The sequence below is a fragment of the Jeongeupia wiesaeckerbachi genome (genome assembly GCF_050916355.1).
Lineage (GTDB): Bacteria > Pseudomonadota > Gammaproteobacteria > Burkholderiales > Chitinibacteraceae > Jeongeupia > Jeongeupia wiesaeckerbachi.
Window position 1 is genome coordinate 782,601 of sequence record NZ_CP136946.1, and the last position, 16,044, is coordinate 798,644.

Annotated in this window: 18 protein-coding genes and 2 pseudogenes; 14 read left to right on the forward strand and 6 right to left on the reverse strand. The window is 66.2% G+C overall.

The genetic code is table 11. The features are described 5' to 3' along the window. Positions 1-58 precede the first annotated feature (58 nt). From R0382_RS03870 to R0382_RS03935, 14 genes and pseudogenes are all read left to right on the forward strand, one after another. The gene (locus tag R0382_RS03870; protein WP_432722477.1) at positions 59-1,045 is read left to right on the forward strand and encodes a hypothetical protein; all 987 of its coding nucleotides are present in this window, start codon (positions 59-61) and stop codon (positions 1,043-1,045) included. A 70-nt stretch (positions 1,046-1,115) separates the two neighbouring features. Continuing rightward, the gene (gene hisD / locus R0382_RS03875) at positions 1,116-2,408 is read left to right on the forward strand and encodes a histidinol dehydrogenase (RefSeq protein ID WP_432722479.1); all 1,293 of its coding nucleotides are present in this window, start codon (positions 1,116-1,118) and stop codon (positions 2,406-2,408) included. 98 nt (positions 2,409-2,506) lie between these two features. Beyond that, positions 2,507-3,238 (forward strand): peptidylprolyl isomerase, encoded by a 732-nt coding sequence (locus tag R0382_RS03880; protein WP_432722480.1) that lies wholly within the window; start codon positions 2,507-2,509, stop codon positions 3,236-3,238. 179 nt (positions 3,239-3,417) lie between these two features. Continuing rightward, complete coding sequence (gene moaA / locus R0382_RS03885) at positions 3,418-4,437, forward strand: GTP 3',8-cyclase MoaA (protein ID WP_432722482.1); 1,020 nt, start codon at positions 3,418-3,420, stop codon at positions 4,435-4,437. Beyond that, positions 4,437-4,949 (forward strand): molybdopterin-guanine dinucleotide biosynthesis protein B, encoded by a 513-nt coding sequence (gene mobB / locus R0382_RS03890; protein WP_432722485.1) that lies wholly within the window; start codon positions 4,437-4,439, stop codon positions 4,947-4,949. Before moaA ends, mobB begins: the two co-directional genes overlap by 1 nt. Beyond that, complete coding sequence (locus tag R0382_RS03895; protein WP_432722487.1) at positions 4,936-6,117, forward strand: molybdopterin molybdotransferase MoeA; 1,182 nt, start codon at positions 4,936-4,938, stop codon at positions 6,115-6,117. The genes mobB and R0382_RS03895 overlap by 14 nt, the downstream gene beginning before the upstream one ends. Positions 6,118-6,127: 10 nt before the next feature. Beyond that, on the forward strand, positions 6,128-6,385 hold the full coding sequence (locus tag R0382_RS03900) for a MoaD/ThiS family protein (protein ID WP_432722489.1): 258 nt from the start codon (positions 6,128-6,130) through the stop codon (positions 6,383-6,385). A 1-nt stretch (position 6,386) separates the two neighbouring features. After that, positions 6,387-6,860, forward strand: a complete 474-nt coding sequence (gene moaE, locus R0382_RS03905; protein ID WP_432722490.1) for a molybdopterin synthase catalytic subunit MoaE — start codon at positions 6,387-6,389, stop codon at positions 6,858-6,860. Continuing rightward, positions 6,857-7,396 (forward strand): annotated as a pseudogene (mobA, locus tag R0382_RS03910) (molybdenum cofactor guanylyltransferase MobA); the annotation flags it as partial. The gene moaE and the pseudogene mobA, both read left to right, overlap by 4 nt. Positions 7,397-7,432: 36 nt before the next feature. Next, positions 7,433-7,912 (forward strand): cyclic pyranopterin monophosphate synthase MoaC, encoded by a 480-nt coding sequence (moaC, locus tag R0382_RS03915; protein ID WP_432724124.1) that lies wholly within the window; start codon positions 7,433-7,435, stop codon positions 7,910-7,912. Continuing rightward, entirely contained in the window at positions 7,912-9,876 is a 1,965-nt protein-coding gene (locus R0382_RS03920; protein WP_432722492.1) for a type IV pili methyl-accepting chemotaxis transducer N-terminal domain-containing protein, read from the forward strand. Before moaC ends, R0382_RS03920 begins: the two co-directional genes overlap by 1 nt. Next, positions 9,851-10,501 carry a response regulator gene (locus R0382_RS03925; protein ID WP_432722494.1) on the forward strand — a complete coding sequence of 217 codons (651 nt, stop codon included), beginning with the start codon at positions 9,851-9,853 and terminating at the stop codon, positions 10,499-10,501. Before R0382_RS03920 ends, R0382_RS03925 begins: the two co-directional genes overlap by 26 nt. Positions 10,502-10,612: 111 nt before the next feature. Further along, complete coding sequence (locus R0382_RS03930; RefSeq protein ID WP_432722496.1) at positions 10,613-11,344, forward strand: pseudouridine synthase; 732 nt, start codon at positions 10,613-10,615, stop codon at positions 11,342-11,344. Continuing rightward, positions 11,344-12,090 carry a TlyA family RNA methyltransferase gene (locus R0382_RS03935; protein ID WP_432722498.1) on the forward strand — a complete coding sequence of 249 codons (747 nt, stop codon included), beginning with the start codon at positions 11,344-11,346 and terminating at the stop codon, positions 12,088-12,090. The genes R0382_RS03930 and R0382_RS03935 overlap by 1 nt, the downstream gene beginning before the upstream one ends. Positions 12,091-12,150: 60 nt before the next feature. On the opposite strand, the gene R0382_RS03940 is transcribed toward R0382_RS03935, so the two are convergent. The 6 genes and pseudogenes from R0382_RS03940 to R0382_RS03965 form a co-directional block, all read right to left on the reverse strand. Then, the gene (locus R0382_RS03940; RefSeq protein ID WP_432722500.1) at positions 12,151-13,884 is read right to left on the reverse strand and encodes a Wzy polymerase domain-containing protein; all 1,734 of its coding nucleotides are present in this window, start codon (positions 13,882-13,884) and stop codon (positions 12,151-12,153) included. Positions 13,885-13,890: 6 nt separating this feature from the next. After that, complete coding sequence (gene tatC, locus R0382_RS03945; protein ID WP_432722501.1) at positions 13,891-14,622, reverse strand: twin-arginine translocase subunit TatC; 732 nt, start codon at positions 14,620-14,622, stop codon at positions 13,891-13,893. Between the two features lie 299 nt (positions 14,623-14,921). Then, positions 14,922-15,066 (reverse strand): annotated as a pseudogene (locus R0382_RS03950) (Sec-independent protein translocase subunit TatA/TatB); the annotation flags it as partial. Then, positions 15,066-15,284 (reverse strand): Sec-independent protein translocase subunit TatA, encoded by a 219-nt coding sequence (gene tatA, locus R0382_RS03955; protein ID WP_432722503.1) that lies wholly within the window; start codon positions 15,282-15,284, stop codon positions 15,066-15,068. The gene tatA and the pseudogene R0382_RS03950, both read right to left, overlap by 1 nt. Positions 15,285-15,308: 24 nt before the next feature. After that, the gene (locus tag R0382_RS03960; protein WP_432722504.1) at positions 15,309-15,665 is read right to left on the reverse strand and encodes a histidine triad nucleotide-binding protein; all 357 of its coding nucleotides are present in this window, start codon (positions 15,663-15,665) and stop codon (positions 15,309-15,311) included. 17 nt (positions 15,666-15,682) lie between these two features. Next, positions 15,683-16,009 (reverse strand): phosphoribosyl-ATP diphosphatase, encoded by a 327-nt coding sequence (locus R0382_RS03965; RefSeq protein WP_432722506.1) that lies wholly within the window; start codon positions 16,007-16,009, stop codon positions 15,683-15,685. Positions 16,010-16,044 lie beyond the last annotated feature (35 nt).

A 16,044-nucleotide genomic window follows, 5' to 3' on the forward strand; every position in this document is an offset into this window, starting at 1 on the left:
TGCACGAAACTGAATAAAACAATATCGTCATCGACCATTCCGACCCTGGGCTTTCCCGATGCACGATCCCGTTCGCCTCGTCCTGACCGGCGAGCTGCAACCCGGTTTTTCGGCTGAAACCGCCACGGCCAATCTGGCCAAGCTGCTGAAAATCGACGTCGAACGCGCCCGCCAGCTGCTCGATACGGCGCCAAAGGTCATCAAGCCCAGCGTATCCCGCCGCGAGCTGGAGACCTATCTGGCCCATCTGCAGCGCGCCGGCGTTGTCGTTCGCGCCGAAGCACTGACACCGCCCCGACCACAGGCGGCGGCCAGCGACGATCTCGACATTGCCAGCCTGACCGTCGAGCCCGACGCCGAGCCTGCCATCGACAACGGCATCACCTGCCCCGCGTGCGGACGGCAACAACCGCCGCGAACTCTATGCCTTGGCTGCGGCGTCGACATGCCGCGCTTTCGCGCCGCGCAGACCGAAGCCGCCCGGCAGCCGGCGCAAATTCCGCCGGTTCCGGCCCCGAGTGAATCCCCGCGCCTTCAGATCCGTCTTTCGCCGGGGAAATGGCTGCTGCTGGCCTCGCTGCTGGTTGTTGCTGCCTGGTGGTACTTCATCGGTAGCCGGACGATCAGCGACGAGCAGGCGCGGGGGTTCTATACCGACTATCAGAACGCCCTCTTCTCGCGTGAGCCCAAGAACCTGTGTGCACTACTCGCCGACGACTTTCAGGGCATCAGCAACGGCACGGTGAGCAACAAGGAGCAGGCGTGCGCAGAGGCCGTCGTTTTCTTCAAGTCGATCGAGCGGATCGGCGACAGCATGGACGGTATCCTGCAGCTCGACTCCGACATCGACGTCCGGAGCGTGACGGTCGCCACCGACAGACGCCAGGCCGTCGTCAACGTCGAGAACACGCTGGATGTGGGCGGCAGCATCATCAACATCCGGGAAAAGAGCAGCGACACGCTGATCCGTCGCAACGGCAAGGTACTGTTGCTGAAAAGCGAAAGCATCAGCCACGTCGAACAGCTGGAGCGGGCAAGGCAGTAGCGTCGTCAAGTCGGGCGTACACGCCACGGGTATAATCGGCGGCAAACCCGATGATTTCCGCTGAGCCGCCATGATCCGTCGCCTCGATACCCGTTCCGCCGATTTTGAATCCGAACTCACCGCACTGCTGGCGTTCGAAACCTCGCAGGACCCCGACGTCGACGCCCGCGTCGCCGCCATCCTCGCCGACGTAAAGGCGCGTGGCGATGCCGCGGTGGTCGAGTACACCAACCGTTTCGACGGCACCGGCGTGCAGCAGATGGCCGAACTCGAAATGACGCAGGACGAGCTCAAGGCCGCGTTCGAGCGGCTGCCGCAGGTGCAGAAGGACGCGCTGAGCTTCGCCGCCAAGCGGATCCGCAGCTACCACGAGCACCAGAAGATGGCGTCGTGGAGCTACGAGGACGAGGACGGTACGCTGCTCGGCCAGCAGATCACCGCCCTCGACCGCGTCGGCATCTATGTACCGGGCGGCAAGGCGGCCTATCCGTCGTCGGTGCTGATGAACGCGATTCCGGCCCACGTCGCCGGCGTCGAAGAAATCATCATGGTCGTGCCGACGCCGCGGGGCGAAAAGAACGATCTGGTGCTCGCCGCGGCCTATGTCGCCGGCGTGTCGCGCGCCTTCACCATCGGCGGTGCACAAGCCGTCGGCGCGCTCGCCTACGGCACGCAAACGATTCCGCAGGTCGACAAGATCACCGGCCCCGGCAATGCCTATGTCGCCGCGGCCAAGCGCGCGGTGTTCGGCGTCGTCGGCATCGACATGGTCGCCGGCCCGTCGGAAATCCTCGTGCTCTGTGACGGCTCGACCGATCCGGACTGGGTCGCGATCGACCTCTTCAGCCAGGCCGAGCACGACGAAATCGCCCAGGCCATCCTGCTGTGCCCGGACGCGGCCTACATCGACCGGGTTGCCGCCAGCATCGAAAAACTGCTGCCGGCCCAGCCGCGCCGCGACATCATCGCCGCGTCACTCGCCAACCGCGGCGCGCTGATCCAGGTCGCCGACCTCGACGAGGCCTGCGCGATCTCCAACCGCATCGCGCCCGAGCACCTCGAGCTGCAGGTCGCCGATCCGCAGGCGTGGGTCGAGAAACTGCGCCATGCCGGCGCGATCTTCATGGGCAAGTTCACCTCGGAAAGCCTCGGCGACTACTGTGCCGGGCCGAACCACGTGCTGCCGACCGCGCGCAGCGCGCGTTTCTCCAGCCCGCTCGGCGTCTACGATTTCCAGAAACGCTCGAGCCTGATCATGGTGTCCGAGGCCGGCGCACAGACGCTGGGCCGCGTTGCCGCGACGCTGGCGCACGGCGAAGGGCTGACCGCGCATGCCAACGCCGCCGAGCTGCGGCTGAAATAATCACCCACTTGTAATCGGGTTATTCGACCCTATATGCAGCAACGACAGGCCGCGACGGTGTCGCGGCCTTTTTAATTCATTCAGACAGGACCTGATCCATGGCCATTCTCGTCAACGGCGTCGAAATCACCGATGCACAGATCGAAGCGGAAATGCCGCATCACCAGGACGCGCCGAGCCCGCTCGACGCCACCGTTCAGGAACTGATCCTGCGCGAGCTGCTGACCCAGCGCGCCCGCGCCAAGGGCATCGAAGCCGCCGATCCGCAGGAAGCCGTCGGCGAACTGCTCGGCCAGGAAATCGAAGCACCGAAGGTCGACGAAGCCCAGGCCCGCGCCTTCTACGACGCCAACCCGCAAGCCTTCGTCCAGGGTGAGCAGGTCGAAGCCAGCCACATCCTGTTCAAGAGCACGCCGGAAACGCCGGCTGCGCTGATGCGCGGCAAGGCCGAGCAAGTGCTGATGGAACTGCGCCTTGCACCGCACCTGTTCGAAACCCGCGCCAAGGAGCTGTCGGCCTGCCCGTCGGGCCAGCAAGGCGGCGCACTCGGTGCGTTCGGTCGTGGCCAGATGGTGCCGGAATTCGAACAAGCGGCGTTCTCGCTGGGCGAAGGCGAACTCGCCAAGGAACTGGTCGAAACCCAGTTCGGCCTGCACATCATCAAGGCCGGCAAGAAGACCGAAGGCGCCAGCGTCAGCTTCGACGAAGTCCAGGAACGCCTGACCGCCTACCTGACCGAGATGGAAGCCCGCCGCGCCATGCACACCTATCTGCAAGGTCTGGTCGAAGCCGCCGACATCCAGGGCTATGACCTGAAGGCTGCCGGCTAAACGTCAGCCGCGCCCGCCCCGAATCGCCCCGGTCCTGTACCGGGGCGATTGCTTATCCACAGCCACAGCGCAACGGCATAAAATAGCCCTCTAGTCCAAATGGACTAGCCCGCCTGCACCGACAGGCGAACTGCCCTCCCCCGGCAATCCGCCTAGAATGGGCATGAGAGGAGGAAGCTATGCTGACCGATCACCCATCGCCAGACCGCAGGCTGACCGACCGCTCGCTCGTTGACCGGTTCGGCCGCTCGATCCGCTATCTGCGCGTATCGGTGACCGATCGCTGCGATCTGCGCTGCAGTTACTGCATGCCCAAGGGCTTTCACGGTTTCGAAGAGCCCGAACACTGGCTGAGCTTCGACGAACTCGAACGCCTCGTCGCCGCCTTCGTGCGTGCCGGCGTTGCCCGGGTCCGTCTCACCGGCGGCGAACCGCTGCTGCGCCGCAACCTCGACCAGCTTGCCGGCCGGCTCAAGGCACTCGACGGTCTCGACGACCTGTCACTATCGACCAATGCCACCCAGCTCGTCCGCCATGCCCGCGCGCTGCGCACGGCCGGCGTCGACCGCCTCAACATCAGCCTCGATACGCTCGACCGCGGCTGTTACGAAAAGCTCGCCGGTCGCGACGCCTTCGACGCCAGCCTCGCCGGCATCATGGCCGCCCGCGACGAGGGCTTTACGCCGATCAAGCTGAATATGGTCGCGATGAAGGGCGTCAACGAGATGGAAATCGAACGGATGGCCGAATTCGCCATGCAGCACGGCTTCATCCTGCGGCTGATCGAAGCGATGCCGATGGGCGATACCGGCCGCAACGCCCAATACCTCGACCTGGCACCGGTACGCGAACGGCTGGTTGAACGTTTCGGCCTCGTCCCCGAAGCGATGGAGCTCGGCGGCGGCCCGGCGCGCTACTGGAAAACACCGGACGGCCGCGGCCGCGTCGGCTTTATCACGCCGATCTCGCAGCATTTCTGCGCCACCTGTAACCGTGTCAGGCTGGCGGTCGACGGCACCCTCTACCTGTGCCTCGGTCAGGAAGAAAAATTCGAATTCCGACCGATGCTGCGCGCCGGCTGCAGCGATGCCGACCTCGACGCCGCGATCGCCCAGGCGATCGAACTCAAGCCCGAACGCCACGAATTTCGCGAAGCGCCGACCAAGCTGGTGCGTTTCATGTCGCAAACGGGCGGCTGATGACCAAGGTTTTCGGCATTGTCGGCTTTTCCGGCAGCGGCAAGACCACGCTGACCGAACAACTGATCGCCTGCTTCGCGGCGCGTGGCCTGCGCGTCAACGCCATCAAGCATTCGCACCACGACTTCGAGCTCGAAGCACCGGGCAAGGACAGCGCACGCTTTCGCAGCGCCGGCGCCGCCGAGGTGCTGATCGCCTCACCGTACCGCTTTGCCATCGTCCGCGAATTGCGCGGCGATACCGAGCCGACACTGGCCGAGCAGCTGGCACGGCTGTCGCCGGCCGATCTGACCCTGGTTGAAGGCTTCAAGCACGACCCGATCCCCAAACTCGAAGTCTGGCGTGCCGGCACCGGCAAGCCGCAGCTTTTCCCGGACGATGCAAACATCGTCGCCGTCGCCAGCGACGCACCGGTCGAGAGCACGTTACCGCTGCTCGACCTCAACGATGCCGGCGCGATCGCCGACTTCATCACCCACCATCTGGCACTGGATCCCCATGCTGACCGTTGACCAAGCCAGCGAGCAACTGCTCGCCGCAGCCCGCCGCATGACCGAGACCGAAACACTGGCGCTGAACGACGCGCTGGGGCGGGTGCTCGCTACCGACGTCGTTTCGACGCTGGCCGTCCCGGGTTTCGACAACAGTGCGATGGACGGCTACGCGCTCAACGTCGCCAATTTTGTCGCGCCGACCACCTTCCACGTCGCCCAGCGCATTGCCGCCGGCGAGACCGGCAGCGCGCTTGCGCCCGGTGAGGCCGCGCGCATCTTCACCGGCGCGCCGATCCCGTCCGGCGCCAACGCGGTCGCGATGCAGGAGGACTGCAGCGTCGACGGCAACACACTGACCGTGAACGGCAAGCCATTCCACGGCCAGCACATCCGTCGACGCGGCGAGGACGTGCAGCAAGACGCAGTCGTCATCCAGGCCGGTACGCGGCTCGGCGCCGCCGAGCTCGGGCTGCTGGCGGCGGTGGGCGTCGCCCGCGTGGCGGTGGTACGGCGCCTGCGCGTCGCGCTGCTGTCGACCGGCAACGAACTGGCCGAACCCGGCACGCCGCTGGCGCCGGGGCAGATCTACAACTCCAACCGCTACGCGATCTCGGCGCTGTTGCGCGAGGCCGGCTGCATCGTCAGCGATCTGTGCATCGTGCCCGACCAGTTCGCCGCGACGCGCGACATCCTCGCCGATGCCGCCGCCACGCACGACGTCGTGCTGTCGACCGGTGGTGTCTCGGTCGGCGAGGAAGACCACGTCAAGGCCGCGGTCGAATCGCTCGGTGCCTTGTCGCTGTGGAAAATCGCCATCAAGCCCGGCAAACCGTTCGCCTGCGGCCGGATCGGCGACGCCGATTTCATCGGCCTGCCCGGCAATCCGGTGTCGAGCTTCGTCACCTTCGTCGTGTTCGTCCGACCCTTCCTCGCCGCGCGCAGCGGCGGCCATGCACCGACGCCGACGATCGGGGTCGCGGCCGGATTCGCGATCGAACGCGCCGGCAACCGTCGCGAGTACCTGCGCGCGCGGCTGGTCGACGGTCGCGCCGTGCTGTACCCGAACCAAAGCTCCGGCGTGCTGACGTCGGTGGTCTGGGCCGATGGCCTCGTCGTCGTACCGGAAGGCAGGATGGTGCAGGCGGGCGAACCGGTCGACTTCATCCCGCTCGCCGCACTGAAATGAGAGGCCGACCGTGAATACCATCCAGTTGCTGTACTTCGCCCGGCTCCGTGATGCCTTCGGCCGCGCCGACGAGGCGTTCGCCCTGCCCGCCGGCAGCCGCGTCGCCGACCTGATCGCCCTGCTCATCGCTCGTGGTGGTGCCTTCGCCGACGAGCTCGGCGGCGCCCGCGTGTTCCGCGTCGCGGTCAATCAGGAAATGGCCCAGCCCGGCGACGCGATCCCCGCGGGTGCCGAGGTGGCAATCTTTCCGCCGGTGACCGGAGGCTGAGATGACCCGCATCGCCATTCGCGTCGGCCATGACGACTTCGACCTCGGTCGCGAATACGCCGCGCTGGTCGCCGACGAGGCCGACAGCGGCGCCGTCGTCGCCTTCGTCGGCCGCGTGCGCGACCTGAATCTCGACCGGCACATTGCCGTGCTCGAACTCGAACACTATCCGGGCATGACCGAAAAGGCGCTGGCGAAGATCGCCGACCAGGCCGCCACGCGCTGGCCGCTGACCGCCGTCAGCATCGTCCACCGCGTTGGCCCGCTGCACCCGAGCGACCAGATCGTGCTGGTGCTGACCGCCAGCGCCCACCGTCATGCCGCCTACGATGCCAACGCCTTCGTCATGGACTACCTGAAAACCGAGGCACCGTTCTGGAAGCGCGAGTCGGACGGCCAGTCGTCGCACTGGGTCGACGCCCGCGACAGCGATGCCGAAGCCATGCAGCGCTGGCTGCCCGACGACACGCCATGAAGATCGCCGCGGTCATTCTTGCCGGCGGCGAAGGCCGGCGCATGGGCGGACAGGACAAGGGTCTGCTGCCGCTGCACGGCCGGCCGCTGGCCGCCTGGGTCCTCGCCGCGCTCGCAGCGCAGACGCGCGCGATCGACGGCGTGACGATCTCGGCCAACAGCAATCTCGAGACCTACCGCGACCTTGGCATCGCGGTGCAGCACGATCTCCTTCCCGGCGGCCTCGGCCCGCTCGCCGGCATCCATGCCGCGCTGGCGACGTGCGATGCCGATGCGCTGCTGATCGTGCCGTGCGACGTCCCGAGCCTGCCGACCGATCTGCTCGCCCGGCTCGCCGACGCACTGACCGGTCAGCAAGCCGCCGTTGCCAGCGCCGGCGACGCGATCCAGCCTAGCGTCTGCCTCGTCCGTACCGACTGTGCCGACGCACTTGCCGAGCGGCTGCGGCGGCGCGAGTTGCGGCTGCGCGACTGGCTCGCCAGTCTGGCCGCGGTGCCGGTCGCCTTCGCGGCCGACGCTTTTCCGAACCTGAACACCCCGGCGGCGCTGGCCGCCTTTGCACAAGCCCACCCCATGAATTCACTGACGCATTTCAACGCGCAAGGCCAGGCGCATATGGTCGACGTCGGCGCCAAGGCCGACACCCACCGCGTCGCCCGTACCGAAGGCCGGATCCGCATGCAGGCCGCGACGCTGGCGCTCGTCGCCCAGGGCGGCCACAAGAAGGGCGACGTGCTCGGCATTGCCCGGATCGCCGCGATCATGGCCGCCAAGAAGGCGTCCGAGCTGATTCCGCTGTGCCACCCGCTGCCGCTGACCCGCGTCGACGTGTCGTTCGAGCTCGAAGCCGACGGCGTGCGCTGCGAAGTCGTCGCCGAAACGGTCGGCAAGACCGGTGTCGAGATGGAGGCGCTGACCGCGGTCAACGTCGCGCTGCTGACGATCTACGACATGTGCAAGGCGGTCGACCGCGGCATGGTCATCGACGGCATCCGGCTGTTGGAAAAACGCGGCGGCAAGTCCGGTGACTGGCGCGCCGACGGCAACGGCTGATGCTCGACGAGACCCTGGTGCCGGCGCGGCAGCAACTGTCGATCAAGGTCGTCACGCTGCTGCTGGTCTCGCTGCTGCTCGGGCTGGCAGCAGTCGGCACCACGCTGTATCTGTCGTGGCAGCTCGAAGGTGGCGCAGCGGCGATCAACGCGGCCGGCAGCCTGCGCATGCAGACCTACCGGCTCGGCTATACGCTGCAGCTCTCCCGCGAGCGCCCGTCGGCCGAACTGTCGACGCAGATCGCCGCCGAACGTCGCCAATTCACCGAGACCCTGACGCTGCTCGACCGCGGCGACCCGGCCCGGCCGCTCTATCTGCCGGGCGACCCGGCCGTGCGGGCGCGCTTCAAGGCGATCGAACAGCGCTATCAGCAGCTGCTGGCACTGCCACCGAGCGAACTGAAGGGCGATTCGGCCGCAATGCGCCTGCAGATGGATCACTTTGTCGCGCAAATCAATGCGCTGGTGCTCGATATCGAACAGTACAACGCCCGGCGGACGATGCTGATGCGCGGCTCGCAGATGCTGCTGATCGTGCTGGCGATCGTCGGTACCGTCGCGCAGATCTACCTGATGTTCCTGCTGGTCTTCCGCCCGCTGTACCGGCTGTCCGGCGGGATCTCGCGCATGGCCGAACGCGATTACAGCGTCCGGCTGCCGGTCGAGACCGACGACGAATTCGGCGAACTGACCCGCGGCTTCAACCGGATGGCCGACCGGGTCGCCGACGCGCACGGCTCGCTCGAAGCCCGCGTCCTTGATAAGACCGCCGCGCTGAATGTGCGCAATCGCGAGCTGGCCTTGCGCAACGAGATCGGCGCCCGCCTCAACGCCGGTCTGTCGGCCGAGGCGATGTGCCGCGACTTTCTCGACCAGCTGATGGCCTGGTTCGGCGCCGACGGCGGCAGCGTACGCATCGTCGATCCGCATTCGAATGCCGCGCACATGGTCGTCTACGCCGGCATCTCCGACACGCTGGCCGCCGCCGAACACTGCCTGCAGCCCGGCGACTGCCTGTGCGGCGCCAGCCTCAAGGACGGCGTCGCCATCATCCACGACTTCCGCAAGCTGCCGAGCGCGGCGACGCCGTATTCGTGCGAACGCGAGGGCTTCGTTCAGGTGAGCGCCTTCCCGGTACGCGCACGCACACGCTCGACCGGCCAGTTCAACCTGCATTTCCGCGAGGCGCGCGACATCAGCCAGAGCGAACGCGAATTGCTGGCCGCGCTGGGCGAGCAGCTCGGCATCGCGCTCGAAAACCTGCGGCTGGCGGCGCGCGAGCGCGAAATCGCCGTCTACGAGGAACGCAATCTGCTGGCGCAAGGGCTGCACGACAGCATCGCCCAGGGGCTGTCCTTCCTGAATCTGCAGGTGCAGATGCTCAACGATTCGCTCAAGCGCGGCGCGACCGCCGAGGCGCTCGACATCGTGCCGCTACTCAAGGCCGGCGTGCAGGAAAGCTACGACGACGTGCGCGAACTGCTGAACAATTTCCGCTCGCGGCTGGCCGAGGGCGATCTCGTCTCGAACATGCGCGCGACGGTCGAACGCTTCCGCCGCCAGACCGGCATCGCCGTCGATTTTGAAGCGGTCGGCTCGGGCACGCCGTTGCCGGCCGAGGACCAGCTGCAGCTGCTGTTCGTTCTGCAGGAGGCACTGTCGAATGTCCGCAAGCATGCCAATGCGACCGCGGTCGACATCCGCTTCGCCAATGAACGCGACGTGACGCTGACGATCCGCGACGACGGACGCGGTTTCGACCCGGCCGAAGTGGCCGCGCGCGCCGAAGGCCATGTCGGGCTTAAAATCATGCAGGAGCGCGCCAGCCGGCTGGCAGCGCAACTGCGGGTCGAATCGGACCGCGGCGCCGTGGTGACACTGCTCATCCCGGCCGAAGCGCGCCGACTCGACGAACGCACACAGGAAAGGACAGGCAGGCATGACGATCAAGGTATTGCTGGTTGACGATCACACGCTGTTTCGCAGCGGCATCAGGCTGCTGCTGTCGCGCCAGTCCGAGTTCACCATCGTCGGCGAGGCGGCCGACGGCGCCGAAGGCGTCAAGCGCTGCCACGAGCTTGCGCCCGATGTGGTGCTGCTCGACCTGAACATGCCGGGGCTGTCCGGGCTGGAAGCCTTGCAGCTGATCCTCGAGGACCGGCCGCAGACCGCCGTCCTGATGCTGACGGTGTCCGAGGACGCCGAAGACCTCGCCGACGCACTGCGCAGCGGCGCACGCGGCTATCTGCTGAAGAATATCGACGCCGACTACCTGGTGAGTGCCATTGTCCGCGCCCACGCCGGCGAGGCCGTCGTCGCCGAGGCCATGACGGCCAAGCTCGTCGCCCAGTTCCGCAGCGCCGCCGCGCCGGCCGAACCGCGCGACGAGGACCGGCTGACGCCGCGCGAGCGCGAGATCCTCGGTTTCCTCGCCCGCGGCGACAGCAACAAGGGCATTGCGCGCGCGCTCGATCTGGCCGAAAGCACCGTCAAGATCCACGTGCAGAACATCCTCAAGAAGCTCGGCCTGTCGAGCCGGGTGCAGGCGGCCGTGTATGCGGTCGAACACGGCCTCGGTCGCAGCGACTGAAACGTCGGTGCATGGCGCCGCACCGCGGCGGCCGGCAATGTAAATCGTCGGCAGCGGCTCGCCAGCGCCGGCCCGATTCGATAAGCTGCACGGTTTTCCCGGAGCGACGTCATGGAACCGATCCGCCTTTCCAAACGCATGACCGAACTCGGTCTGTGCTCGCGCCGCGAAGCCGATGAATACATTGCCCGCGGCTGGGTCCGCGTCGACGGCGTCGTCGTCGACGTGCTCGGCAGCAAGGTCCTGCCGACGCAAACGGTCACGCTGAACAAGGCCGCCGAACGCGAGCAGGCCGGCCGTGTCACCGTGCTGATCAACAAGCCGATCGGCTACGTCTCGGGGCAGGCCGAAGACGGCTACCAGCCGGCCGTGGTGCTGGTGAAGCCCGACAACCAGTGGGCCGACGACACCAGCGGCATCCGCTTCGATCGCGAACACCTGAAAAGCCTCGTCCCCGCCGGCCGGCTCGACATCGATTCGGTCGGCCTCCTGGTGTTGACGCAGGACGGCCGCATCGCCAAGCACCTGATCGGCGAGAATTCGAGCGTCGAGAAGGAATACCTCGTCCGCGTCAACGGCCAGCTCGCGCCGGGCGACCTGAAGCGGCTCAACTACGGCCTCGAACTCGACGGCCAGAAGCTCAAGCGCGCCGAGGTCTGGTGGCAGAACCGCGACCAGCTGCGCTTCATCCTGCACGAAGGCAAGAAGCGGCAGATCCGCCGGATGTGCGAAGCTGTCGGCCTGCGCGTCGTCGGCCTCAAGCGCATCCGCATCGGCAAGATCGAACTCGGCGATCTGCCGACCGGCCAGTGGCGCTATCTGCATCCGGACGAGATGTTCTGATGGCCCGCGCCGATGTATTTCTGGTCGACGCCGGCCTGGCAAGCTCGCGCACCCACGCACAGCAACTGATCGCCGCGGGCCGGGTCAGCGTCGAAGGCAAGACCGTCAGCAAGGCCAGCGCCAAGCTCGATGCCGGCATGCAGATCGCCATCGCGGCCGATGAGGAAGCCGACCGCTTCGTCTCGCGCGGCGGGCTCAAGCTGGCCGGCGCGCTGGCGCATACCGGCCTCGACGTGGCCGGCATGCTGGTGCTCGATGTCGGCCAGAGCACCGGCGGCTTCACCGACTGCCTGCTGCAGGCCGGCGCACGCCGGGTGATCGGCCTCGAAGTCGGCCACGACCAGCTGCACCGCAGCCTGATCGACGACGCGCGCATCGTCACGCTCGAAGGCCTCAACGCGCGCCATCTGGCAGCGGGCGATCTGGACGAGCATCTGGATGCGCCGGTCGGCGCCATCGTCGGCGATGTGTCGTTCATCTCGCTGACGCTGATCCTGCCCGCACTGGCGGCCCAGCTGCCGGCCGGCGGCTCGCTACTGTTCCTCGTCAAACCGCAGTTCGAAGTGGGGCTGGCCGGTCTTGGCAAGGGCGGCATCGTCCGCGACGCCAGCAGCTATCCGGGCGTCGAAACCAAGATCCGCGCCGCCGCGCTCGACGCCGGATTCGACGTGCTCGACTACTTCGACAGCCCGATTCTTGGCGGCGACGGTAACCACGAGTTCTTCGTCTACGCGCAACGACGCTAAGCCAGACGGCCGAAAAAAAACCCGACGATGTCGGGTTTCTTTTTGGCCGCGATCCTGCGTTTACTCCCCGTCGTGCTTCTGCACGCCGAACATCGCCTCGGCCTCGCCCACCGGCTTGGCCAGCGCCTGCACCTTCGCGTCGTGCGGGAAGCGCGCCAGCTCGTCGCGGAAGTAATCGAGGCTTTCCGGGTAGGCAAACGCCGCCTGACGCATCAGCGTCTGCGCCAGCACCGCTTCGCCCTTGATCGCGTGCATGATCGCCGCGTCGGACAGCTGCCCCGGGTACGGCCGGACCGCGTTGAGCCGGTCGAGGATGCCGAGTTTCCAGTCCATGTTTTCGCTGCTGGCGGTGATGTAGTTCGACAGCGCGTAATCGGCGTAGAAATCGACCAGCGGGTTGTGACGCAACTCGCCCAGTATCTTCAGGTTGCGCTCGTTGGTTTTGACGCTGTCGCTCGGATCGATGATCGGGTAGATCTTCAGGTACGTCAGCCCGCCGAAGACCGCGACGGCGATCGATGCCGCGCCGTACAAGGCGAAACCGGCGCGCGATACGGCCGGGCCCTTGCGTGGCGTCGCACCGAAGGCGAGGAACAGCATCAGCGCGAACGGACCGAAGAAGTGGTAATACCACAGCGGATATTCGACCAGGCTGTGCAGGATGGACACCGCCACCAGCGCGGCGGCGAACATCGCCACGTCGTCGTCGCGACGCGACCACAGACCGAAAAAGGCCGCGAGGATGCCGAGTACGACGATGCCGGTGCCGATGACGCCGGTTTCGGCCATCAGGTTCAGCAGCGAATTGTGCGCATGCGTGAACAGCACGCTTTCGACGACCTTGGCGAATTCGGGTTGCACTTGCAGCGCGACGCCATGCGCCGGGTATTCACCCCAGCCGACGCCGAGCAGCGGATGCGCTTCGAAGGTCAGCCAGGCCTTGTGCCATTCGACCAGACGGCGCGCGCCGTTGGAATCGAGCCGGTCGAGGCCGGTCGGCACTTCGTTCTGCGAGCGCAGCAGGCTGCCGATCACATCGTTGATCAGCGGCGCGACGAACTGCATCGCAATGATCAGCGCACCGGCGATCATCAGGTTGCGGCCCAGACGGCGCACGACGTCCTGCTTGCCGAAGGCCAGCAGCAGGCCGAACACCAGCCATGCAACCGCGTACAGGAAGGGCGAGCGCGAGCCGCAGTAGGCCATCGACAGCGCGAACCACAGCGACAGCGTTACCGTCAGCCAGCGCGGCAGCTTGCCGGTCGCCGACAACCACATCACCGAGGCGAAGCCCCAGGCCAGATAGTGGCCGTACATATTCTTCTGACCGATATTGCCGAAGATCAGCCGCGGCCCGCTGGTGATCAGCTGGTAGATCTGCTCGACCGCGATCGCCGAATTGAACAGTGCGCCGACCACCAGGCCCCACGCCAGCGCCTGTGCCAGCGGCGCAATGCCGAATTCGTCACGCGCCCGCGCCAGCGCCCAGACCGACATACCGGCGGTGACAAGGTAGAGCGCAGGAATCGTCAGATCGGACCAGTACGGCACGGTCATCGTCAGCGCCTGCAGGCCGAGTACGGCGGCGAGGCCGAACCAGACCATCGCCATCCACGGCATGCGTGTCGTTTCGACCCTTTGGGTCGGCAGGCCGGCGACGGCGAGCACCAGCAAGGTCGCCAGCGTGTACGCGGCAAGCTCGGACGGGAACACCGGGTTCGGCGGATAGCGGAACGGAATGCCACACGGTACGGCGGCGAGCAGGAAAAGCAGAACTTGGAAAACGCGGAGCATGCAGACTCAGGCAGGAAGAGGCGAACGGGGAACAATCAGCCGGGCGACGATGCAGCCGAGCTCGTACAAGAGCCACAGCGGTATTGCCAGCAGGCATTGCGACAGAACGTCGGGCGGCGTCACCACCGCGGCGATGACGAAAGCGCCGACGATCACATAGGGCCGCCAGCGCACGAGTTGCTCGACGCTGACGACATTGAGATACACGAGCACGACGATCGCCACCGGGACCTCGAAGGTCGTGCCGAAGGCGAGGAACATGCCGAAAATGAAATCGAGGTACTCACCCGAGTCGGGCAGCCATTGCATCGACGTCGGGACGATCGAGGCGATGAACTTGAAGACCACGCCAAACACGAAGAAATACGCGAACGCCATACCGGCCAGAAACAGCAGCGACGAGGCGAAAATCAGCGGCAGCACCAGCTTTTTCTCGTGCACATACAGCCCCGGCGCAATGAACGCCCATACCTGATACAGCGTATGCGGCAGCGTGGCGATGAAGGCCACCAGCGCGGCGATCTTCATCTGGACCAGAAACGGTGTCGCGATGCCGATCGACACCAGTTTCTGGCCGGGCAGTACGTGGGTCAGCGGCGCGACGACGATATCGTAGAGCTGGGCGGAAAAGGCAAAGCACACACCGAAGCCGAGCAGGAACACCAGCCCGGCACGCACCAGCCGGTTGCGCAGTTCGATCAGGTGGGCCAGCAACGGCTGGAAATCGGCAGCGTTCATGGGGACTCAGCGACGGTCGCGCGCCGGCGGTGGCGCCGACGGTTCGACAAGAAAGAGATCGGGCTGACGCTCGTCCGCCTGCGGCATTTCGTTGTCCGTTGCGGCGGCAACGGGCTGCGGCGAAGTCGGCTCGGCCACGGCGGGCGGCGACGGCTCGCTCAGCGCATCACGGGCGCCGGCCAGCGTCTCGCGCAGCTCGGTCACCGGCCCGTGGATCGTCTGCTTCAGGGCTTCGCCTTCGGCGCGCAGCTCGGCTTCGATCTGCGCCAGCTCGCTCGCGCGCACTTCGCGCTCGAGATCGGCCTTGACGCTGCCGACGAAGCGCTGCGCGCGGCCGATCAGCGCACCGACGGTACGTGCGACCGTCGGCAGGCGCTCCGGGCCGATCACCACCAGCGCAACCGCGCCGATGAGGGCCAGCTCACCGAGACTGACGTCGAACACTAGCGCTTGTCTTTATCAACCACGTCGATCACGCGGCCGGACTCGGGCTTGACGTCCTTGGCCTCGGCTTTGTCGGCCTCGCCTTCACGGATGCCTTCCTTGAAGCCGCGCACGGCCGATCCGAGGTCCTTGCCGATATTGCCCAGACGCTTGGTACCGAACACGAGGATGACGATGACCAGCACGATAAGCCAGTGCCAGATGCTGAAGGAACCCATGGACGTTCTCCGTTGGAATGCGAATCAGTGAGTACTGAGTTCGGTGATCTTGGTCGGCAGCGGTGCGCCACCGATCACATGCAGGTGCAGGTGGAACACGCTCTGGCCACCGCCGGCACCGGTATTGATGATGGTGCGGAATCCGTCGCTCAGCCCCTGCTCGGCGGCAACGCGCGCGGCGACGAGCATCAGTTTGCCCAGCAGTGCCTGATGTTGGACCTCGGCATGCGCCAGAGATTCGATGTGCGGCTTCGGTACGACGAGAAAATGCACCGGCGCGACCGGGTGCAGGTCGTTGAAGACGAGGATGTCGTCGTCCTCGTAGAGCTTGGTCGTCGGAAACTCGCCGCTCGCCAGCTTGCAGAAAATGCAGTCGCTCATAGTCGCCTTCTCCACGCTCAGCCCTTGGGGCGAGCCGCCTTTTCATCGATGCCCGAAATCCCTTCGCGCCGCGCCAGCTCGGCCAGCACGTCCTCGTGGCTCAAGCCCTCGTGGGCGAGCAGCACCAGCGTGTGGAACCACAGATCGGCGACTTCGCGCACCAGGTGCAACTTGTCGCCGTCCTTGGCGGCCATGACGACCTCGAACGACTCCTCGCCGACTTTCTTGAGGATCGCCTCCTGGCCCTTGTGGAACAGCTTGGCAACGTAGGAAGTGGACGGATCGGCGTCGCGGCGGCTTTCCAGCGTCGCGGACAGGCGTTCGAGAATGTCGGTGGAAACCATGCAGGGCCTCAGGAATCACGTGATTTGGCAGCAAT